The organism is Neisseria sp. HMSC075C10, from assembly GCF_001815615.1.
Taxonomy (GTDB): Bacteria; Pseudomonadota; Gammaproteobacteria; order Burkholderiales; family Neisseriaceae; genus Neisseria; species Neisseria subflava_A.
Map to the genome: position 1 here is coordinate 1 of NZ_KV821266.1, position 21,065 is coordinate 21,065.

At 49.5% G+C, this 21,065-nt stretch carries 25 protein-coding genes; 4 read left to right on the forward strand and 21 right to left on the reverse strand.

Annotated features, from left to right (window positions below; all coding sequences use genetic code 11):
• Positions 1-130 precede the first annotated feature (130 nt).
• Positions 131-757: a PAQR family membrane homeostasis protein TrhA gene (locus tag HMPREF3047_RS07460; RefSeq protein WP_049335514.1), complete on the reverse strand. Its 627-nt coding sequence runs from the start codon at positions 755-757 to the stop codon at positions 131-133.
• 132 nt (positions 758-889) lie between these two features.
• Between HMPREF3047_RS07460 and cysD the strand changes: the two genes are divergently transcribed.
• Entirely contained in the window at positions 890-1,888 is a 999-nt protein-coding gene (gene cysD / locus HMPREF3047_RS07465) for a sulfate adenylyltransferase subunit CysD (RefSeq protein ID WP_168165907.1), read from the forward strand.
• 232 nt (positions 1,889-2,120) lie between these two features.
• Positions 2,121-2,684 (forward strand): RBBP9/YdeN family alpha/beta hydrolase, encoded by a 564-nt coding sequence (locus HMPREF3047_RS07470; protein ID WP_070713003.1) that lies wholly within the window; start codon positions 2,121-2,123, stop codon positions 2,682-2,684.
• Positions 2,685-2,817: 133 nt separating this feature from the next.
• On the opposite strand, the gene pyrC is transcribed toward HMPREF3047_RS07470, so the two are convergent.
• The 3 genes from pyrC to HMPREF3047_RS07485 all read right to left on the reverse strand — a co-directional run bounded on the left by pyrC (position 2,818) and on the right by HMPREF3047_RS07485 (position 4,780).
• Positions 2,818-3,852, reverse strand: coding sequence for a dihydroorotase (gene pyrC / locus HMPREF3047_RS07475; protein ID WP_070713005.1), 1,035 nt, complete (start codon positions 3,850-3,852; stop codon positions 2,818-2,820).
• Positions 3,853-3,949: 97 nt separating this feature from the next.
• Positions 3,950-4,543 carry an NMCC_0638 family (lipo)protein gene (locus HMPREF3047_RS07480; protein WP_070713007.1) on the reverse strand — a complete coding sequence of 198 codons (594 nt, stop codon included), beginning with the start codon at positions 4,541-4,543 and terminating at the stop codon, positions 3,950-3,952.
• A 12-nt stretch (positions 4,544-4,555) separates the two neighbouring features.
• Positions 4,556-4,780, reverse strand: coding sequence for a sulfurtransferase TusA family protein (locus tag HMPREF3047_RS07485; protein WP_003681929.1), 225 nt, complete (start codon positions 4,778-4,780; stop codon positions 4,556-4,558).
• A gap of 109 nt (positions 4,781-4,889) precedes the next feature.
• Between HMPREF3047_RS07485 and HMPREF3047_RS07490 the strand changes: the two genes are divergently transcribed.
• Entirely contained in the window at positions 4,890-5,501 is a 612-nt protein-coding gene (locus tag HMPREF3047_RS07490) for a CNP1-like family protein (protein WP_070713010.1), read from the forward strand.
• A 63-nt stretch (positions 5,502-5,564) separates the two neighbouring features.
• On the opposite strand, the gene HMPREF3047_RS07495 is transcribed toward HMPREF3047_RS07490, so the two are convergent.
• On the reverse strand, positions 5,565-6,680 hold the full coding sequence (locus tag HMPREF3047_RS07495; protein ID WP_070713013.1) for a porin: 1,116 nt from the start codon (positions 6,678-6,680) through the stop codon (positions 5,565-5,567).
• Between the two features lie 195 nt (positions 6,681-6,875).
• Between HMPREF3047_RS07495 and HMPREF3047_RS11060 the strand changes: the two genes are divergently transcribed.
• On the forward strand, positions 6,876-7,010 hold the full coding sequence (locus tag HMPREF3047_RS11060; RefSeq protein ID WP_283122348.1) for a carbonic anhydrase family protein: 135 nt from the start codon (positions 6,876-6,878) through the stop codon (positions 7,008-7,010).
• A 62-nt stretch (positions 7,011-7,072) separates the two neighbouring features.
• On the opposite strand, the gene HMPREF3047_RS07500 is transcribed toward HMPREF3047_RS11060, so the two are convergent.
• The 16 genes from HMPREF3047_RS07500 to HMPREF3047_RS07575 form a co-directional block, all read right to left on the reverse strand.
• On the reverse strand, positions 7,073-8,707 hold the full coding sequence (locus tag HMPREF3047_RS07500; RefSeq protein ID WP_063076388.1) for a CTP synthase: 1,635 nt from the start codon (positions 8,705-8,707) through the stop codon (positions 7,073-7,075).
• A gap of 124 nt (positions 8,708-8,831) precedes the next feature.
• Entirely contained in the window at positions 8,832-10,487 is a 1,656-nt protein-coding gene (locus HMPREF3047_RS07505; RefSeq protein ID WP_070584327.1) for an AMP-binding protein, read from the reverse strand.
• Positions 10,488-10,579: 92 nt separating this feature from the next.
• Entirely contained in the window at positions 10,580-11,683 is a 1,104-nt protein-coding gene (gene mnmA, locus HMPREF3047_RS07510; RefSeq protein WP_070584326.1) for a tRNA 2-thiouridine(34) synthase MnmA, read from the reverse strand.
• 126 nt (positions 11,684-11,809) lie between these two features.
• The gene (locus HMPREF3047_RS07515) at positions 11,810-12,289 is read right to left on the reverse strand and encodes a copper chaperone PCu(A)C (protein ID WP_070584325.1); all 480 of its coding nucleotides are present in this window, start codon (positions 12,287-12,289) and stop codon (positions 11,810-11,812) included.
• Positions 12,290-12,420: 131 nt separating this feature from the next.
• Positions 12,421-12,804 carry a diacylglycerol kinase gene (locus tag HMPREF3047_RS07520; RefSeq protein WP_070584350.1) on the reverse strand — a complete coding sequence of 128 codons (384 nt, stop codon included), beginning with the start codon at positions 12,802-12,804 and terminating at the stop codon, positions 12,421-12,423.
• Positions 12,805-12,872: 68 nt separating this feature from the next.
• Positions 12,873-13,829: a glutathione synthase gene (gene gshB / locus HMPREF3047_RS07525; protein WP_070584324.1), complete on the reverse strand. Its 957-nt coding sequence runs from the start codon at positions 13,827-13,829 to the stop codon at positions 12,873-12,875.
• Positions 13,830-13,944: 115 nt separating this feature from the next.
• Positions 13,945-15,606, reverse strand: a complete 1,662-nt coding sequence (gene recN / locus HMPREF3047_RS07530; protein ID WP_070584322.1) for a DNA repair protein RecN — start codon at positions 15,604-15,606, stop codon at positions 13,945-13,947.
• Positions 15,607-15,894: 288 nt separating this feature from the next.
• The gene (locus HMPREF3047_RS07535) at positions 15,895-16,503 is read right to left on the reverse strand and encodes an SMC-Scp complex subunit ScpB (RefSeq protein ID WP_070713016.1); all 609 of its coding nucleotides are present in this window, start codon (positions 16,501-16,503) and stop codon (positions 15,895-15,897) included.
• Positions 16,504-16,572: 69 nt separating this feature from the next.
• A complete protein-coding gene (locus HMPREF3047_RS07540) occupies positions 16,573-16,806 on the reverse strand; it encodes a glutaredoxin family protein (protein ID WP_070461515.1) in 234 nt (77 codons plus the stop codon).
• A gap of 131 nt (positions 16,807-16,937) precedes the next feature.
• On the reverse strand, positions 16,938-17,138 hold the full coding sequence (locus tag HMPREF3047_RS07545; protein WP_003681978.1) for a (2Fe-2S)-binding protein: 201 nt from the start codon (positions 17,136-17,138) through the stop codon (positions 16,938-16,940).
• 227 nt (positions 17,139-17,365) lie between these two features.
• The gene (xerD, locus tag HMPREF3047_RS07550; protein ID WP_070713019.1) at positions 17,366-18,244 is read right to left on the reverse strand and encodes a site-specific tyrosine recombinase XerD; all 879 of its coding nucleotides are present in this window, start codon (positions 18,242-18,244) and stop codon (positions 17,366-17,368) included.
• A gap of 76 nt (positions 18,245-18,320) precedes the next feature.
• Entirely contained in the window at positions 18,321-18,764 is a 444-nt protein-coding gene (locus tag HMPREF3047_RS07555) for a peroxiredoxin (RefSeq protein ID WP_070713021.1), read from the reverse strand.
• Between the two features lie 36 nt (positions 18,765-18,800).
• Entirely contained in the window at positions 18,801-19,436 is a 636-nt protein-coding gene (locus HMPREF3047_RS07560; RefSeq protein WP_070713023.1) for a deoxynucleoside kinase, read from the reverse strand.
• Positions 19,437-19,533: 97 nt separating this feature from the next.
• On the reverse strand, positions 19,534-20,022 hold the full coding sequence (folK, locus tag HMPREF3047_RS07565; RefSeq protein ID WP_070713025.1) for a 2-amino-4-hydroxy-6-hydroxymethyldihydropteridine diphosphokinase: 489 nt from the start codon (positions 20,020-20,022) through the stop codon (positions 19,534-19,536).
• A gap of 15 nt (positions 20,023-20,037) precedes the next feature.
• A complete protein-coding gene (locus tag HMPREF3047_RS07570) occupies positions 20,038-20,412 on the reverse strand; it encodes a SirB2 family protein (protein ID WP_070713027.1) in 375 nt (124 codons plus the stop codon).
• Positions 20,413-20,467: 55 nt separating this feature from the next.
• Positions 20,468-21,037 carry a tRNA 5-(aminomethyl)-2-thiouridylate-methyltransferase MnmM gene (locus HMPREF3047_RS07575; protein WP_070713031.1) on the reverse strand — a complete coding sequence of 190 codons (570 nt, stop codon included), beginning with the start codon at positions 21,035-21,037 and terminating at the stop codon, positions 20,468-20,470.
• Positions 21,038-21,065 lie beyond the last annotated feature (28 nt).

A 21,065-nucleotide genomic window follows, 5' to 3' on the forward strand; every position in this document is an offset into this window, starting at 1 on the left:
ATCCAAGGGGGATTAAGGGGGTATTTGAGTCGAATCAGGAGTGATTTGGGATGAAAACAGCCGAAAACCTGTGTTTAGGTTTCGGCTGTTGGGGGAAAGGAATTTTGCAAAGGTCTCAGGCCGTCTGAATCTACAACACATAAAAATAAATGCTGATAAATTGAGTCAAACTGCCTGCCAAGACAAATAAGTGCCAGATACCGTGTCCGTGGCGGATTTTCGTATCGTTGATAAACCAATAAATCCCCGCGCTATACAATACGCCGCCCAACACCAGCCAAAATAATCCGCCGGCCGAAAGCGACTGTATCAGCGGCCATACCGCCACCACAATCAGCCAGCCCATCAACACATAAATCACCATCGACAGCAGCCGCTTCTCGCTTTTACGCCCAATCGTCAACTCCTGAACAATGCCCAGCAAAGCCAGCCCCCACGACACGCCGAAAAGCGACCAGCCCCAGCCGCCGTGAAGGGTAATCAGCGTAAACGGCGTATAGCTGCCTGCAATCAAAAGATAAATCATGCAATGATCGACCTTTTGCAAAATTGCCTTGGCCTTCGGCTGCGGAATACTGTGGTATAAGGTTGAGCCCAAATACAGGAGCAGCAGGCAGATTCCGTAAGTCAGTGCACCGGCAATCCGATAGCCGTCCGCCGATTCCACCGCTTTCACCAGCATCAGCACCAAGGCCGCCACTGCCAACAAGAAACCGGCCAAATGGCTGTACGCATTAAATCTCTCGCCGTGATACATAAACCATTCTCATTTATAAAAGACCAAAGTGTACGCCAAGATAGATGCTTCGTCAGAGAATTCGGGTTAAAAATAAGTTAAAGCGCAAAGGCCGTCTGAAAAACACGGCCTTGCAATATAACAAAAACATCTTTGCAACAAACAAACCATTCTTTCCCTTTTTCAGACGGCCTCACTAAAGTATCGACTGTCGCCAAGGTTGTAAAGAGAGAAAAAATGTCCATCCAAAACCACCACCTCGACTGGCTCGAAGCCGAGTCTATCTACATTATCCGCGAAGTGATTGCCAATGCCAAAAACCCGGCCTTGCTGTTTTCCGGCGGCAAAGACTCCGTCGTATTGCTGGCGCTTGCCGTCAAAGCCTTCCAAATCGAAGGCCGTCCGCTGAAGCTGCCGTTCAAACTCCTGCACGTCGATACCGGCCACAACTACCCCGAAGTGATTCAATTCCGCGACGATACGGTCGCGCGTACCGGCGTACAACTTGTGGTCGGCAGCGTAGAAGAATCCATCCGCAAAGGCAGCGTCGTCTTGCGCCGCGAAACCGATTCACGCAACGCCGCCCAAGCCGTTACACTGGTTGAAACCATCGAAGAACAAGGCTTTGATGCGCTGATGGGTGGCGCACGCCGCGATGAAGAAAAAGCGCGCGCCAAAGAACGCATCTTCTCTTTCCGAGACGAGTTCGGCCAATGGGATCCCAAAAACCAACGTCCTGAGTTATGGTCGCTCTACAATACGCGCCTGTTCCAAGGCGAAAACATGCGTGTGTTCCCGATTTCCAACTGGACGGAATTGGACATCTGGCAATACATCGCACGCGAAAAACTCGCCCTGCCGCCGATTTATTACACCCACAAACGCGAAGTGGTCGAACGAAACGGCCTGCTCGTTCCCGTTACACCATTGACGCCGAAGCGCGAAGGCGAAGTTGCCCAAATCCGTGATGTCCGTTTCCGCACCGTCGGCGATATTTCCTGCACCTGCCCTGTTGCCAGCACCGCCGCCACACCCGAAGACATCATTGCCGAAACCGCCGCCGCAACCATTTCCGAACGCAGCGCCACACGCATGGACGACCGCGTATCGGAAGCGGCAATGGAAGAGCGCAAAAAACAAGGCTATTTCTAAACCGGTTTTTCAGACGGCCCATATATATTTCAAACCCGAACAACACGGCAACGCCATCCGCCCCTGCCGTGTTGTTTGCTTTACTATTCTTGCAAATATCATTTAACAACAAAAGCTTAATCAACCATCCTTACCAAACGGCAAACAATAAAACATAAACAAACATGGTATAATAAACGCTTATAGGCAGAGATTTAGACAAAAGTCTCAGGCCGTCTGAAGGAGGAAAAACATGAATCGACGCGTTTATATCGTACATGGCTTTGAAGGCAATCCGCACGGCAACTGGTTTGACTGGCTTTGCGCCCAAGTCAAAAGCACCGGCGCACAAGCAATCTCCCTCGCCATGCCCAATCCCGACAAACCAAGCACGACCGCGTGGCAGTTTACCCTTGACCAGCACATCGGCAAGCCCGATGCCCATACCTTCCTAGTCGGCCACAGCCTCGGCTGCATTACCCTCCTTCACTTCCTCAGCCGCCAACAGCCGCAAAAAATCGGCGGTCTGCTGCTTGCCGCCGGTTTTGCCGATACGTTGCTGCCCCTGCCCACACTTGATGCCTACATTAAAGCAGCATCCCCCGATTTCGACATCCTGCGCAAAATCGACATGCCCAAACACTGTCTGGTTTCCGACAACGACACCCATGTTCCGCCCGAACTGACTTTGGACATGGCAACCAAGCTCAAAAGCCCTGTTACCCATATTCCCGAAGGCGGCCATTTGATGGCTTCAGACGGCTTTACCCAGCTGCCGCAGGCTTGGGAAGCGTTGAAACCCATGTTGACCGAATAAACACACACTCTAATCCGGTTTTCAGACGGCCTAGTGAGCCTCCCTCCCCATGACAGGCCGTCTGAACGACAATAAAAAAACAACCTGCCCTTTCAAGCAGGTTGTTTCTTTTTATGCCTCATTGACGGCAAATTTAATATTGCACCGTCCATTCAATCTCGCCGCAGGCCCTCATCGGCACAAGCTCGCCATCGCCGTAAGGTACGCTGGCAGGTACGGTTTGCGTTTGTTTGACCAGTGTGATGGTATCGGAATTTTCAGGCAGACCGTAGAAACGCGGGCCGTTTTTAGAAGCAAAGGCTTCCAGTTTGTCCAACGCGCCTGCTTTCTCAAACACTTCGGCATAAAGCTCGATGGCAGTCATCGCGCTGAACATACCGGCGCAACCACAAGCATTTTCTTTGGCAGTTTTGGCATGTGGCGCAGAATCCGTACCGAGGAAGAATTTGTGCGCCTTATCGCCGGTAACGGCGGCAACCAAAGCCTGACGGTGGGTTTCGCGTTTGAGTACAGGCAGGCAGAAATGATGAGGGCGCACGCCGCCGACCAAGAGGTCGTTGCGGTTGAGCAGCAAGTGTTGCGGCGTCACAGACGCGGCCACATTATCGCCTGCTTCCAATACCAGTCGGGCTGCTTCGGCAGTGGTGATGTGTTCAAACACGACTTTAAGATTCGGCACTTGCGCCAAAACCGGCTTCATCACGCGCTCGATAAAGGCGGCTTCGCGGTCGAAAATATCAATTTCAGGATCGGTGACTTCGCCGTGAACCAAGAACAAAATACCCTGTTTCGCCATTTCTTCCAACACGGGAATCAGTTTGAACAGGTCGGTCACGCCGGAATCGGAATTGGTGGTCGCGCCTGCCGGATAGAGTTTGAAAGCCACGATACCGGCAGCCTTGGCTTCGCGCACGAGTTCGGGAGTGGCATTGTCGGTCAAATAAAGCGTCATCAACGGCTGGAAGGTACTGCCTTCAGGCAGGGCGGCCATAATGCGCTCTTTGTAGGCTTGGGCATCGGCAACGCTGACAACGGGCGGCTTCAGGTTGGGCATGATAACCGCGCGGCCCATTTGTCGGGCGGTGTACGGGGCAACGGCTTTGAGTGCGTCGCCGTCGCGCAGGTGTAAGTGCATATCGTCGGGGCGGATGATGGTCAGGGTTTGCATAGCTTACTTTCGAGTGGTTTGGTTTGATAATGTTTCAGACGGCCTTTATTCGGCGGTAACGGTTTCTATCGATTTGATGTTTCAATCGTCAACCGGCCTAAGGCAAAACGGCGGCCTTATTGTCGTAAGAATGATGGGTCAAATAAAAAACAGCCTGTACCGGAAAATGCTCGGACGACGTTGTTTTAACGGTCAGCAAGGTTTCTTTCGGACTGCCGGACGCGCGCCATGCGTAGGAAATCTGACGCATAGGCAACGGGGTTTCCGCCAAATTATCGGCACGCAACTCAGCGTTCAAACCTTGCGGCGGATTTTCTGCCAAAGCCAAAAATTGTTTAAAAATCAGATGGTCGTCGGCTTTAGCCGTGCGCACGCTGCAACTGTCTTCAGTCAGGCTCAAATAATAATCTGCGCCGTTTTCCGTTTTCTTCCAAATGCTTAATGCCTCCAAATCCATCATTCCGGCAGGCAAATCGGCAATATCTTTTTTCGACAATAAAACCAGTTTGTTGGCATTGGCAAACTCGCCGACAAGGGCGACATCTCCGTCTGCGGACACGCAGCTTTGGCGGAACAAGTCGGTTACATTTTGGGCATAATCGGCAGCGTTCTGCGGCGAAACGCCTTCATTACCGCATGCACTCAGGCAGACGGCCAATACAGCGGCAGACAACGCGACGGCTTTAGACATTTCAGACGGCCTTTATTTGTGCTTCAACACCAGCTTGAACACGCCGTCGGCCTCGCTCGATTCCAACAAAACATGTCCAGTCTGACGGCAAAACGCTTCAAAATCGCCGGGCGCGCCGCCATCGGTGGCCAATACGGTCAGCACTTCGCCTTCCTGCATTTGCGCCAAAGCTTTTTTGGCACGCAAAATCGGCAGAGGGCATTTCAAACCGATGACATCCAGAGTTTGTGTATTCATGATGAAAACTCGTCATATTAATCAGAATTAACGTCAATTATACCGCACTTACTTGCACCCCACCCTGCAAGCCCATAAAATAAAGCCGTTTTTCACTTTGGAGCTGTCTATGCGCCGTTTTGCCCTTCTCGCTCTCAGCCTTGCCGCGACTCAAGCATTTGCTTTGGGTTTCAGCCAAAAGGATACGCTGACCAACACGCGTTATCAGGAAAGCCCTGAAGAAGTTGCCGCACGCGAGTTTAAAGAACACAAAGCCGAGTTGCCGCCCCTGCCCGATACCCAATCGGGCGATTGGTTCGACCTCTATGTCAACGAAACCTACGGCAAGCAGCCTAAAATCCTGCTCAGCAGCCTGCAAATTATGCCTGCGCCTGACAACAGCATCCGCTACGTCTTGAATGTGCGCTCCGACAAAGGCTACGACAACCTCTCCGTCGAAGGCCTCTATTGCGCCCGCACATCCTTTACTTACAGCAAAGACAAACGTTCGTCTTACAAAGTATTCGCTTACGGCGACACAGTAAATCACCGCTGGATTGAGCCGCGCAAAGGCGATTGGAAGCTGATCGGCAATGCGTTCAGCCGCAACGACGCCCTGCACACCGCCCTGTATCAGGCATTCTGTATCGACGGTATGCCGACAACGGTTGAAGGCTTGGTACAACGTTTGAAAGAACGCGGCGGCCGTCACGGCACAACGCTGACCAAGCACGACAAATAAACCGCTTTAATCAACAAAAAGGCCGTCTGAAATTTTTCAGACGGCCTTGTCTTTCAAGACGGCTTAGAATTTGTGATACAGGCCCACAGAAGCGGCTTTTTGTTCAACGCCGCCTTTGTTGGCCGCAGTCAGACGGGTTTTGTTGCCGACTTTCAGATACGCCAGTTGGGCAACTACGCCGGTGCGTTTGCTGAAGGTGTATTGGCCGCCGACAACGACTTGGTCGAATTTATCCACCAATTTTTCGCCACTGTTCACGCCCTTGGCAGGCCAGCCGTGCGCGTAAGTAATGCGTGGGGTCACATTACCGAATTTGTAGCCGACAGTTACCGCTGCATCAACCACTTTCACGGCTTCAGATTTGCCTGAATCAGCAGTGATGTCACTACCCTTGTACTCATTAAAACCATCAGTGAAATAGCCTAAATATTCGTTGCCTGTCTCATGGCCTTTGGCATAGTGTACGCCGCCGCCGACAAAGAGATTGTCTTTATCGTAATAAGTTTCGACTTTGGCAATTTGCGCCGCTTTGACTTTGCCTGATTTGTCGGTGTACGCGCCGTTGTAGTGGCCGTAAGCCGCATTGGCGGTAAAGCCGTTTTTAGAGAAACTCACGCCACCGGTGTATTGGTCTTTGGCCGGTTTGGTGTGCGTGTATTTGTCTGAAGGATTGCGGTTATCGCGCGGTGCGTAAGACACGTTGAATTTGAATCCGCCGAAATCCGGGCTGTCGTAGCGTACAGCAGCGTTACGGTTGCCGGTACGGGTAAAGATGCCCAAGCCTGCGGCATTGGTTTTGTACATCCATGGATCGATGGTGTCCATTTCGTTCAGCATATTGCTGAGTTTACCGGCGCGAATCTTACCGAATTTACCTTGCAAACCGATGAAGGAATCACGAGTGGCAAAACCTTGGGAACCGCCCGTGATTGCTGTTTTTTGTTCAACTTGCCAAATGGCTTTCAAATTGCCGCCCAAGTTCTCGCTGCCTTTGAAACCGATACGGGAAGTATTGTCATTGATGCTGGTTGCGGTAGAGCTGGTTTCAGAACCTGCATCACCTTTGATTTTTACTTGACCGACGGTCACGCTGCTTTTGATTTGACCATACAGAATCACTTCTGCAGAGGCAGCCAGTGGCAAACCGGCAATAACCAAAGCGATAATCGATTTTTTCATTATTCTCTCCAAAACAAAGTTAAAATCTCGTGAAAACACGTTTGGCAATATTAATGTTTTCCAACGCTACAAACAACTACTTTCATCTTGATAGACACTTTTATTCATTAGAGTTTAGACTTTTTACAACATTTTCAAATAAAACAGGCCGTCTGAAAGCAATTTCAGACGGCCTTTCCTATTTGCAGCGAAAACATTACTTGGGTTGTCTTAAAAACTCCGGTTCAGGCAGATGCGGCGCAGTTTAAAGCCATACGCGACATTATCGGTGGCGAAAACAACCGTCCCGTACAACCTTTGAACGAGCGCGAAGTCAATGAAGACAAATAACTTCTAAGGCCGTCTGAAAACAAAAAAGCACCCGGAAACGGGTGCTTTTTCAATCACATCAATCAGGCTTTTTTGTTACCCAACGCAGCTTTCACAAATGCGCTGAACAAAGGATGGCCTTTGCGCGGATTGGAAGTAAATTCCGGATGGAACTGACACGCGAAGAACCAAGGATGATTTGGCAATTCGATGGTTTCAACCAAACGCTCGCGGCCTGCGGATACGCCGCCAATGACCAAACCGGCTTTTTCCAACTGAGGAACGTAGTTGTTGTTAACTTCGTAGCGGTGGCGATGACGTTCGCGGATATGTTCGCTGCCGTAGATTTTTGCAGCAAGGCTGCCCGGTTTGAGGTCAACTTCTTGCGCACCCAGACGCATGGTGCCGCCCAAATCGGCAGATTCGTCACGGGTTTCTACGCTGCCGTCGGCAGTTTGCCATTCGTCAATCAGGGCAACGACAGGCGCGGCGCATTTCAAGTCAAACTCGGTAGAGTTCGCACCCTTCAAGCCTGCAACATCGCGGGCGTATTCAATCAGGGCAATTTGCATACCCAAACAGATGCCCAAATATGGTACGTTGTTTTCACGCGCATAGCGTACGGCGGCAATTTTGCCTTCTACGCCGCGTGAACCGAAGCCGCCCGGCACCAAAATCGCGTCCATGCCTTTGAGCATGGAAACGTCGCCATTGCCCTTCTCGATGCTTTCGCTGTCGACAAAGGTAATTTGTACGTCGGTTTCAGTGTGAATACCGGCGTGTTTCAGGGCTTCGATCAATGATTTGTAGGACTCGGTCAAATCAACGTATTTGCCGACCATCGCGATTTTGACGGTATGTTTCGGATTTCGAATCGCGTGAACGATTTTCTTCCATTCGGTCAAATCGGCTTGTTTGACATTCAGCTGCAACTGCTCGGTAATAATGCTGTCGATGCCTTGGTTGTGCAGCATTTCAGGGCATTCGTAGATGCTGTCCACATCGTAGCTGCCCACGATGGCACGTTCTTCAACGTTACAGAACAAAGCAATCTTACGGCGCTCGTCCGCAGGCATTTCTCTGTCCATACGGCAGATCAGGATGTCCGGTTGCAAACCGATGCTCAACATTTCTTTAACGGTATGCTGGGTCGGTTTGGTTTTGATTTCGCCGGCGGCGGCAATGTAAGGCACATAGCTCAGGTGGGCAAACAATGTATTGTTGCGGCCGAGCTGGCTGCGCATTTGGCGGATGGCTTCCAAGAAAGGCAACGATTCGATATCACCGACTGTACCGCCGATTTCAACAATCGCCACATCATAACCAGCCGCGCCTTCATGGATACGGCGTTTGATTTCATCAGTAATGTGCGGAATCACTTGTACGGTACCACCCAAATAGTCGCCGCGGCGCTCTTTGGCAATCACGTTTTCATAGACTTGGCCGGTACTGAAGCTGTTACGGCGGGTCATGGTGGCGTTGATGAAGCGCTCGTAGTGACCCAAGTCGAGGTCGGTTTCCGCGCCGTCATCGGTCACGAATACTTCGCCGTGTTGAAAAGGGCTCATGGTACCCGGGTCAACGTTGATATACGGGTCGAGTTTAAGCATGGTCACGTTCAAGCCACGCGACTCAAGGATAGTAGCAATAGAAGCGGCGGCGATACCTTTACCCAAAGAAGATACAACGCCGCCGGTTACGAAAATAAATTTAGTCATGATGTGATACCCATGTTGGAATGTGTGATTTTAACTTGAAGCAGCATATTCTGGCAAACGGCAAAAGCTTCAGGCCGTCTGAAAACAGCGTTTTCAGACGGCCTTATCATACTGATTCTATATATCAGCGCAGCTCGCGGCGCAGGATTTTGCCAACGTTGGATTTTGGCAACTCGTCGCGGAATTCGATGTCTTTCGGCACTTTATACGCCGTCAGTTCTTTGCGGCAGAAATCGATCAGCTCTTCCTTAGTCAAAGACGGGTCTTTGCGTACGACGAAGACCTTAATCGCTTCGCCGGTTTTCTCACTTTTCACGCCGATACAGGCGACTTCCAAGACTTTGTCGTTTCCGGCCACCACTTCTTCGATTTCGTTCGGATACACATTGAAACCGGATACCACAATCAAATCTTTTTTGCGGTCCACCAGCTTCAACCAGCCTTTTTCATCCATCACAGCAATATCGCCGGTCTCTAAAAAGCCGCGTGCATCGATTGCTTTGGCGGTTTCTTCCGGACGGTTCCAATAGCCTTTCATCACTTGCGGGCCGCGTACCCACAATTCGCCCGGCTGTCCGATAGGCACTTCTTTGCCATCCGCATCACGCAATTCGACCTCGGTTGAAGAAACAGGCAGACCAATACCGCCGCTGTAAGCTTCGATATTCAAAGGATTACAACATACGCCCGGGCTGGCTTCGGTCAAACCATAAGCTTCCACAATCGGCGTACCGGTAATTTTTTTCCATTTTTCCGCCACGGCTTTTTGTGTTGCCATACCGCCGCCCAAAGTCAGCTTCAAACGGGAAAAATCAACTTCGGCAAAATCCGGACGGTTGACCATCGCATTAAACAGGGTATTCACACCGATGAATACGCTAATCGGCTCTTTTTTCAATTCACCGATAAACCCTTTCATATCGCGAGGGTTGGTAATCAGGATGATTTTAGAACCGGTATTGGCGAAAATCATCAGGTTTACCGTCAAGGCAAAGATATGATAAAGCGGCAACGCGGCAATGACCGTTTCTTTGCCTTCGTGCAGGCTATTTTTAATCCATTCTTTCGCCTGAAGCATATTGGCGCAGATATTGCCGTGACTAAGGACGGCGCCTTTCGCCAAACCGGTTGTACCGCCTGTATATTGCAGCAAGGCAGTATCGTCGCGCGTCAACTCGACTGGTTTGAGCGTATTTGCTGCACCTTGCTTCAAGGCCGTCTGAAAAGTCACGGTATTGGGAATGCGGTATTCCGGCACCATTTTTTTCACTTTGCGGATGACAAAGTTCATCAACACGCCTTTAATCATGCCGAACATCTCACCGACCGACGCGACAATCACATGTTTGATTTGTGTACGCGGCAACACCAATTCCAGCGTATTGGCAAAGTTCTCCAACACGACAATCGTTGTCGCGCCGCTGTCTTTCAACTGATGTTCCAACTCGCGCGGCGTATAAAGCGGATTCGTATTCACTGCCACCAAACCTGCCTGCAAAATACCGAAAAGCGCAATCGGATATTGCAAAACGTTCGGCATCATAATCGCCACACGCTCACCGCGCGGCAGTTTCAATACATTTTGCAGGTAAGATGCAAAATCGGTCGCCAACTTGCCTACTTCGGCATAAGTCAGTGTTTTGCCCATATTTTGAAAAGCAGGTTTATCTGCGAATTTCTCGACACTTTGACGGAATACGTCGCTGATGGAGCTGTATTGAGAAATATCGATTTCAGGGTTTACGCCTTGTTCGTAGCTTTTGAGCCAGAGTTTTTCCATATTAATCAGTCTTTTATTGAGTCGTTTTTTGAAATCGAGGCCGTCTGAAGGCTTTATTCAATCTGCCGCTTCGTTTTCAGACGGCCCTTGTGTTAAGCAGTAATGATGACAGGCTTGTCGGTGGACATGATGATGCCGCCGCCCAAGCACACATCGCCGTCGTACAGTACCGCTGATTGTCCGGGGGTTACCGCCCATTGCGGCTCGTCAAAGATAAGCTCGATGGTTTCATCATCTAAGTAACGCAACGTGCAAGGCGCGTCAGCCATACGGTAGCGCGTTTTGCAGGTATAGCGGCCTTCTTTCGGACGGTCGGGCAATGTGAAACTCAAATCGTTCATAACCAGGCTTCGAGTATAAAGCAAAGGATGGTCATGGCCTTGTACGACAATCAGTTCGTTTTTGGTCAAATCCTTGGCCGCGACAAACCATGGTTCGCCTGCGCCGCCGATACCCAAGCCTTTGCGTTGGCCCAGCGTGTAAAACATCAAGCCGACGTGTTCGCCAACCACTTTGCCTTCAGGGGTAACCATTTTGCCATTATTGGTCGGCAGGTATTTTTGCAGAAATTCGCGGAACGGGCGTTCGCCGATAAAGCAAATGCCGGTACTGTCTTTTTTGGTTGCAGTCGGTAATTTGAATTCTTCGGCAAGACGGCGGACTTCAGGCTTCTCCAACTCACCCAATGGGAAAATTGCGCGCTCAAGTTGGAAAGGTTTGAGGCGGTACAGGAAATAGCTTTGGTCTTTGTTTTGATCCAAGCCTTTGAGCAGGTAATGCACGCCGTTGCGAACTTCTTTGCGGGCATAGTGTCCGGTGGCAATGGTATCGGCGCCCTGCTCGATGGCATAGTCCAAAAAGCATTTGAATTTGATTTCGGCATTGCACAAGACATCCGGGTTTGGCGTGCGGCCTGCGCTGTATTCTTTGAGGAAATAGGCAAATACGTTGTCTTTATATTGTGCGGCAAAATTGACGATGTCGATATCGATTCCGATGATATCGGCAACGGCAATGGCATCAAAGGAGTCTTGTTTGATGCTGCAATACTCGTCGTTGTCGTCATCTTCCCAGTTCTGCATGAACACGCCGCTGATTTGATGGCCTTGCTGCTTGAGCAGGGCCGCGGTAACGGATGAATCGACGCCGCCGGAAAGGCCGACGATGATGTTTGTTGGTGTGTTGGTAGTATTCATGAGCGGAATGTGGGTTTCAAATGCATTTTTTAAAGCGTAATTTTAGCACATTTTGATTTAACGACAGAAAAGGCCGTCTGAAAGCCCAATGACTTTCAGACGGCCTTTATATGCAAATTCAAGCAATTAGTGCTGATGCGCGCCACCGTGACCATGGCCGTGACCGTGATCCATGCCGGATTGCGGTGCGGTTTTCACTTCCAGCTCGACAGTTTGGGGTTTCGCGTTTTTGAATTTCAGGGTTACAGGTACTTTTTCGCCTTCTTTCAATTGTTTTTTCAGACCCATGAACATAACGTGGTAGCTGCCTGGTTTCAGTTCGGTTACGCCTTTCGCAGCCAAAGGCACGCCGCCTTTAACTTCGCGCATGCGCATAACGCCGTTGTCGTTCACGTGAGTGTGTACTTCAACACGTTCGGCAACAGGGCTGCTGCCGCCTACCAAGAAGTCTTGTTTGGCTTCATCGTTTTGGATTTTCATGAATGCGCCACCCATTTTCATACCTTCAACGGTAGAACGTGCCCAACCGTCTTCAATATGGATACCGGCTGCAGATACGGAAGTTGCCAAGCCTGCCAGAATCAGGGTTGCCATTAATTTTTTCATGTTTTGCTCCTTATGTTTGCCACATGGCTGGAATATACGGCCTTCATCTTACAACCGAAGGCCGTCTGAAAACTTTGATATAGATTAACTAATACTATCTAATCCTAATGAATTACCATATTACCACATTTCTAAGCAGTTAATGCAACAATCCAAACAATAAATAACATGAACAAAGCCATCAGTTGCGCGGCCGAACCGGCATCTTTGGCACGCTTGGCCAGCTCGTGTTTTTCAGTAGAGGTATGGTCAACGGCTGCCTCGACGGCGGTATTAAACAATTCGGTAATCAGTGAAATAAACGATGCGACAACAAGCACCATTTTAGTGAGCGGGCCGAAATCAAGGAAGAAAGCCAAAAAAATTAAAATCAGGTTCAACCAAAAAACTTGGCGAAATGCACTTTCATAACGGTACGCGGCAGCCAGTCCGTCTTTGGAATAACCGAACGCATTAATGATGCGCTTAATGCCGTTTTTACCTTTTTTTTCAGATGCGTAGGAAGATGGTTCCATCATATTCTCAACATAAAAAGGCCGTCTGAAGAGAAACGGTCGGGTCAATCTTCAGACGGCCTTTGGTTCTATTGTTTTGCCCAAGATGCAACGGCATCTGCGAACATGGCGGCAACGTCGAAATCTTTTTGCTTCATGATTTCTTGGAAGCCGGTCGGGCTGGTTACATTGACTTCGGTCAGGTTGCTGCCGATGACATCCAAACCGGCAAGCAAAATACCGCGGCGCTTCAATTCAGGCGCAAGGGTTTCTGCAATTTCACGGTCGCGCTCGCTCAATTCCTGTGCCACGCCGCGACCGCCGGCAGCCAAGTTGCCGCGTGTTTCGCCGTTTTGCGGAATACGCGCCAAAGCATACGGAACAACTTCCCCGCCAATAATCAGAATGCGCTTGTCGCCATGTACGATTTCAGGAATATAACGTTGCGCCATGATGGTGCGTGAATCAAGCTGCATCAGGGTTTCAAGGATACTGCCGATATTGGGGTCGGATTCGGTCAGACGGAAAATGCCCATACCACCCATGCCGTCCAACGGTTTGATGATGATGTCGCCGTGTTCTTTCAAAAAGGCACGGACATCGGCGGAACGTGTGGTAACCAAAGTCGGCGCGGTAAACTGGCTGAAGTTCAAAATCGCCAATTTCTCATTGAAATCACGCATTGCTTGTCCGCTGTTAAATACTTTTGCGCCCTGCTGCTGTGCCAAAGTTAAAAACTGGGTTGCATACAGATATTGCATATCAAACGGCGGATCAGTGCGCATAATGACCGCATCGAAGTCTTTCAAGGCCGTCTGAACTTTTGCCTCTGCTTTAAACCATTCGTGATCGTCATCGTTCTTCGCGCCGACAAACTCAAATGCCGCTGCCTGAGCCACTACCAAACCTTCACGGACGGACAATTCTCCGCTCAAGGTATGAAAAAGCTGCCAACCGCGCTTTGCCATTTCACGCATCATGGCGTAAGTAGTGTCTTTATAGGTTTTAAAACTTGCCATCGGATCGGCGATAAACAGGACTTTCATCAAAATTTCCTTGTAAACAGACGATATAATCATACCTTGTATTCTGCCTGCCTGAAAAGGTGGCAAAATATAGAAAAGGCCGTCTGAATCCTATTTTCAGACGGCCTTGAAGCTTTTAGGCGGCTGCCAAATGCAAGAGTTCGGCGGCATGGCTGCGTGTGGTATCGGTAATGATTTCGCCACCCAGCATACGCGCAATTTCCTCAATGCGCTGATGATGGTTCAAGACGCTGATTTCGCTAACGGTTTGTTCGCCTTCGCTATGCTTGCGCACCTGCCAATGGTTTTCACCGCAAGAGGCGACTTGAGGAAGATGGGTTACCGCCAAGACTTGATGTTTTTTACCTAAGGCACGCAAAGCTTTACCGACCATTTCAGCAACACCGCCACCAATACCGGTATCCACTTCGTCAAAAATCAATGTCGGCACTTGCGTGTATTGGCTGGCAACCACTTGCAAAGCCAAGCTGATACGCGCCAATTCGCCGCCGGAAGCCACTTTGTTCAAAGGACGGGACGGATTGCCTTTATTCGCTGCCACTTGGAATTGCACCTGTTCCAGACCATGCGCGGTCGGCGAAGACGGCAACAAGACGATGTCAAAACGTGCGCCTTTCATGGCCAAATGTTGCATATGCTCGGTGGTCTCTTCACCCAAACGGCCGGCTGCCTGATGGCGCATGGCAGAGAGAATATGCGCGGCTTCATGGTATTCGGCAAGATTGCGTGCGACTGCATTTTCCAAGGCTTCCAAATCAGCAGCCGCGTGCAGGTTTTGCAAGCGCTCGTCGATTTCCGCCAACTTTTGCGGCAACTCTTCCGGCTCAATGCGGTATTTGCGCGCCATACTCATCAATTCGCCCATACGGCTTTCTTGTGCGGCCAATTCATTAGGATCGATGTCGCTGCGACCAGCCACATCGCGCATATTGGCACTGATTTCACCCAATTCTGCTTCAATACTTGCCAACATATTCAGGCTCTCGGCAAAGCGCGGCTCAATGTTTTGCAGATTGCCCAGCAGTTTTTGGCATTGATAGATTTGACGTTGGATGCCGTTGTCTCCGTCTATACTGTCGCCCACCTGCTCGGCGGTTTGCAGCAATTCGGCCGAATGCGCCAGGCTGTCATGGCTTTGGCTTAAGGTTTCCCATTCGTTGGGTTTGAGCTCCAATTGGTTCAATTCATTAAACTGCCATTCCAAACGCTCGCGTTCGATGGCCATGGTTTCTGCCTGCTCTTGTGCTTCTTGCAGTGCCTTTTTCGCATTGACCCAATTTTGATAAAGCTGTTTGACCGTTTCTGCCTGCTCTTTGCTGCCGGCAAATGCGTCCAACAACTCGCGTTGCGCAGACTCTTGATTCAACGAATGATGGGCATTTTGGCCGTGAATATCGATTAACTGCTCGCCAATGGCCTTCAGCTGCGCCAATGTTACTGCCTGATTATTGATATAACTGCGGCTTTTACCCTTGGCATCGATAATACGGCGGATGCTGAGCTCTTCCGCATCTTCTTCCAAAAGGCCTTGCTCCTGCAGCTGCGCTTTCAGTTCAGACAAACCGCTGATGTCGAACAAAGCCGACAACTGCGCTTCTTTGGCACCGCTGCGCACTTGGCTGTAATCGGCTTTATCGCCCAACAACAGGCCAATTGCATCCAGAGTAATCGATTTGCCTGCGCCGGTCTCGCCCGTCAATACGGTAAAGCCGTTTTGAAAATCAAGATTCAGGTTTTCAACAATGACAAAATCACGCAAAGAAAGTGCCAACAGCATTGCAGTATTCCTTAGTAAATTACCCGCAACCATGCGGAATAGCTTTAGATAAGCTGATTATAACTAAGATTTTTTATAGTTTAAATCAGATTTTTCTTATGATTTATCTAAGATATTTATTTTAAACAAATTATTTTTTAAGAAACTGCTAAACGCACCACGCCATATTGTTACCCTGGCTGGCTTATTCAATGATATAAAGCGTTCATTTAATACTATAAAACGCTAGAATAACTAACACAAAGGCCGTCTGAAACACAATTATTTCAGACGGCCTTTACATTCAAATCAGTTAATCAGTCTGCTTCCTGATTCTACTGCTTCTTCAGCCTCCTCATCGCCTGTCGGCGGCGTTTCCATCAAATCAGGCAACACCAGCTCGCCCAATTCAGTCAGTGGCGGCAATTCTTCCAAACTTTCCAAACGCAAATCGCTTAAGAATGCTGCCGTTGTTGCCCACAATGCCGGACGGCCGACAGAATCACGGTGGCCGATGACTTCAATCCAGCCCCTATCCTGCAAGGTTTGCATGACATTTTGCGACACCGCCACGCCGCGTATGCCTTCGATATCGCCACGCGTTACCGGTTGCTGATAGGCAATAATCGCCAGCGTTTCCATCACGGCGCGGGAATAACGCGGCGCGCGCTGCTCTTGCAGGCTGCCCAGTCGTTCAAACGCGGCTTGGGCGATTTGGAAGCGCCAGCCCTCATGGGTATGCACCAGTTGCAAAGCCCTGTCCTGCCAGCGAGCCTTCAGTTGCGCCAACACATCAATCAGCTTGTCTTGCGACAACGGCGGCACGCACAATTCGCGCATGGCTTTTTCGTTTAAGGGTTCGACTTGTGTCAACAGCGCCGCTTCAATCAGCGCATCGGGAGAAAGTTTTTCAGTCATAATAAAATCAATGTTCAGACAGCATAAATAGCCAAAGGCCGTCTGAAATACAATATAGTCAACAGTTTGTTATGCACTCAAATGCGCTTTCAGTTTTTCCTCGTCCAAAAACCAATGGCAAATTTCGGTATCGCCATCCAGCAAAACAGGCACCAGCTCATTGTACTTTTCTTCTAAAACCGGATCGGCATCGACATCAACAATATCCAGTTCAAATCCAAACTGCTCCTGATAAGGCTTTAATTGTTCGCGCATTTTGTGGCACAGGCTGCAATATTCCCGAAACATCAAGGTCAGTTTCATGGCGGTTACTCTCGGAGGGACAAAAGCGGCCATTGTATAGCAAAATGCCGCCAAACCATACAGGCATAACAAAGGCCGTCTGAACAGGCGCGAGATAACGCCTTCAGACGGCCTTTGTGTGTATTCTGAAATTAAGACTGAACGTTAATACCTGCAGTCACGGTATTTTGGGCACTGCTTGCTGTCAAAAACGATGCAGCCAATTCGCCGCAGCAACCGCAACAAGTCGCCACGCCCAATTGAGCCTGCAAATCGCTCATGGTGGTTGCACCGGCGGCGATGGTCTCTTTGATGTCGTGGTCAGTAATGGCGTTGCAGATGCAGACAAACATGATGTGCTCCAATAATTTTGTTACCCTCTGTAATTGAGAGTAGGATTTATTCTTGAACGTAAATATAAATAAAAACGGTTTGCATTGCAATATTGGCACTGTCCTTTTGTTTTGAAATTTTTCTATGAAATTTTATATTATGATTGATATTTTATAATTTTAAATTTTGATAACCTTTCAGACGGCCTCAATAACAAAAAGCGGCATCTTCGAGATGCCGCCTTTATTTATGAACGGGAATGGTGTTCATCGACCATGTTTTTCAAACGGATATTGGCAACATGGGTATAAATCTGCGTGGTGTTGATATCGGAATGTCCCAACATCATCTGGACCGAACGCAAATCGACGCCGTGATTGACCAAATGCGTGGCAAAAGCATGGCGCAAACCGTGTGGGCTGAGCGAAGCAATACCGGCCGCTTCGGCATATTCTTTGACTATCATCCATGCAAGCTGACGGCTGATGCCGCTGCGTTTCTGGCTGACAAATACTTCGTCGCAAATTTTGTTTTTCAGCAACAACGGACGCGATTCGTTGCAATAGCGTTCCACCCAATATGCCGCTTCCTGTCCCAACGGAACCAGACGCAATTTGTCGCCCTTGCCTATGGTACGGATACTGCCGCGATGTAAATCGATATCGCTGAGCGTCAATTTGACGGCTTCGGTCACGCGCAAACCTGTTGCATACATGACTTCAAGCAAGGCTTTGTCGCGCAGTCCATGCGGCGTTTCCACATCCGGCGCAGCCAGCAGTGCGTCGATTTGGGCTTCGGTAATCAGCGTGGGCAGTTTGCGTTCCGATTTCGGCGCCTTGAGAAAACGGGTGGGATTGTCTGCTCTTTGGCCTGTTTCTTCCAACCAGCCGTACATACGCTTGCAAGCCGACAATGCCCGCGCTTGGGACGTGCTTTTTTCCCCCTCCGCATACACGGCATCAGACAGGGCAAATTCATCAGCACTCAACCAATCCTGCCCGCACTCGGCCAAACGCTCTGCGATTTTAACCAAATCACGGCGGTAACTTTGCAGCGTATTGTGGCTGAGCCGGTCTTGCAGCCAAAGGGATTCAAGCAGCTTGTCTATTAAATCGTCCATACTCATCAAACTGTATTGAAAGGCCGTCTGAACGGCATAACTTTACATCCGTTCAGACGGCCTTAGGTTTTCAAAGCCCTATTTAAGAGGCTTGAGAGATTGTATCCAAAACTTCCTGCGCGTGTCCGGCCACTTTGACTTTGCGCCACTCATGGGCAATTTCGCCGTTTTCGTCCAACACAAACGTGCTGCGCTCAATGCCGAGGGATTCTTTGCCGTAAAGCTTTTTCAGCTTGATCACGTCAAACAGTTTGCAGACGGTTTCTTCTTTATCGCTCAACAATTCAAACTGGAAGCCTTGTTTAGCGCAGAAATTCTGATGCGATTTAACGCCGTCACGCGAAATACCGACAACGGTATAGCCCAATGCTTTGAATTGTTCCAATCGGGCATTGAAATCCAAGCCTTCGGTGGTACAGCCGGGCGTGTTGTCTTTAGGATAAAAATAGACAACCAACGGCAAATGTTCGGCGGAGTTAAAATCGCTACCGGAAGAAGATGGGAGTGTGAATTGATATTTTGACATATTATTCCTTTCAGACGGCCTAAACCTAGCCTTCGTTTATTTTTCGCTTAAATTCAAATAACTGCGCGTACCTTGAAAATCTTCCAATGCGCGCAACAAAAGCTGGAAGTGGTCGTCATTGCCGGCCAAATCCAACTCATCGGCATTGACGGTCAGCAAAGGCGCGCTTTGATACAAATGGAAGAAATGGCTGTATTCGTCATGCACCCGTCCCAAATAGCCTTCGGGGAACAAGCTGATAATGCCTTCGTGACGTTTTTGCAGACGTTTGCGGTTGTTTTCGACGGCTGTTTGCAGATAAATCACCACATCGGGCTCTGCGTATTGCGGCAGAATACGTTGCTTCATATCGGCAAAAAGCTGCTGCTCGTCATCATTCAAAACGATAGGCGTAAAAATACGGTCTTTTTCCGGCAAAAAATCAGCCACAACCATTCCGCCTTGCGCACATTGGTCTTCAATAATATTCACGCTTTCAGCGCGGCGCATCAGGAAGAAAAGTTCGGCAGCCAAGCCATTATTGGAAACATTGCTGTAAAACTTTATGAGAAACGGATTGTGATCCGGATTCTCCGACAACAGCAACGCACTGAAATGCTCTGCCAAGCGGCGGCTCAAAGCAGTCTTGCCGCTACCGATGGCGCCTTCGACAACAATATAACGAGGATTCATAGTAACTCTTTGTAATGTGTTTCCCAACAATATTTTATAGCAAAAAAGGCGTGTCCAACACGCCCTTTCTTGTTTTAGTCCGTTTTTCAGACGGCCCTTATTCTTTCAGCAGGCGAATACCCTGTCCGCCCAAAGCCTGAGCCAAATCAGCCGCACGGCCATGCTCGCCCAACTCGAAATCCGGAAGGATTTCGGCCAGAGGCAACATAACGAAACTGCGCTCATGCGCGCGCGGATGCGGCAAGGTCAGATGCGGGTCATCGCCGCGGATACCGTCAAAATCGATAATGTCCAAATCCAAGGTGCGCGGCGCATTGCGGAAGGTACGTTCGCGCCCGAATTCGGCCTCGATGCGGTTTAACTCTGCCAACAGCGCTACGCCGTCCAATGATGTTTTCACCGCACAAACCGCGTTCACAAAATCTGGCTGATCGTCATAGCCGACCGGCACAGTCAGATACAAGGAAGAAGTCTTTTCGAGCCGGATATGCGGATGCGCGTCCAATTCGGCCAAAGCAGCGCGAACCTGTTCGGCAGGATTGGCAAGATTGCTGCCCAAAGCGATAACGGCAAAATGCGGATACATTTCAGACGGCCTCTTTTAAAACGGCAGCGTTTTGGTTTTGGCAAGGAAAACAATCGTGGCAACACACGACATGGCCAAAACGTAGATGATATAGAATTTCGGCGAACGCGGACGCGAACGCATCATAATCATGCCTAACACAATATAAACCAGCAACAGCAGGATTTTCATGCCGAGCCACGGCGCATTGAACGGCGAAAAATGGGTAATCTTCATCAGCCACAAGCCGGTAAACAGCAACATGGTGTCGTTCAAATGCGGCATGGCTTTCCAAATGCCTGACAACGGTTTCTCAGGATGACGCCAGAGCAGGAAAAAACGGATGTTGAACAACAGGATGGTAATGGCAACGAAAATCTGATGGCTGTATTTTACAAACAGATATTGCATGGCAGTTTCTTATGTTAAAGGTTGAAAAACAAAGCAGCTATTTTACCGCAAACATCTATTTCTGACGCAACTTTTCAATCGCCAGCAGATAGGGAGGTGCATTGCGGCGGTTGACAAAGCCATAACGTAACACGGCAAAGGCTTCCTGCGGCAAAGTTTCCGCCCATTGCACAATCGCTTCAGCCTCTATTCGGCCGGCTTCATGCCCCGGATACAATACCGCCACGGCAAGCCCGCCCTCTTTCAGCAAACCCAAAGTATCCGTCAGCGCACGGATGCTGCTTTCCGCTTCAGTCGTACAGCTTTTATCGCCACCTGGCAGCCAACCGAAATTAAATACTGCGGCATCTAGAGGCTCGTCGATATAAGACAAAAGGTTTTCATGGCCGTCATGTATCAGGACTACCCGACCATCTACACCGTTTTCTTTCAGACGGCCTTGGGTTTGCGCCAGTGCTTTAGATTGCACATCAAACGCCCACACCCTACCCGTCTCGCCAACCAACTGCGCCAACAGCAAAGTATCATGCCCGTTTCCGGCCGTCGCATCCAAAGCGTGGCCGCCTGATTTTAAGGCTTGTCGTAACAGGGAGTGTGCAAAGGGAAGAATGTTTTCAAGCAGCATGATAAAGGTCGTCTGAAAATAAAAATAC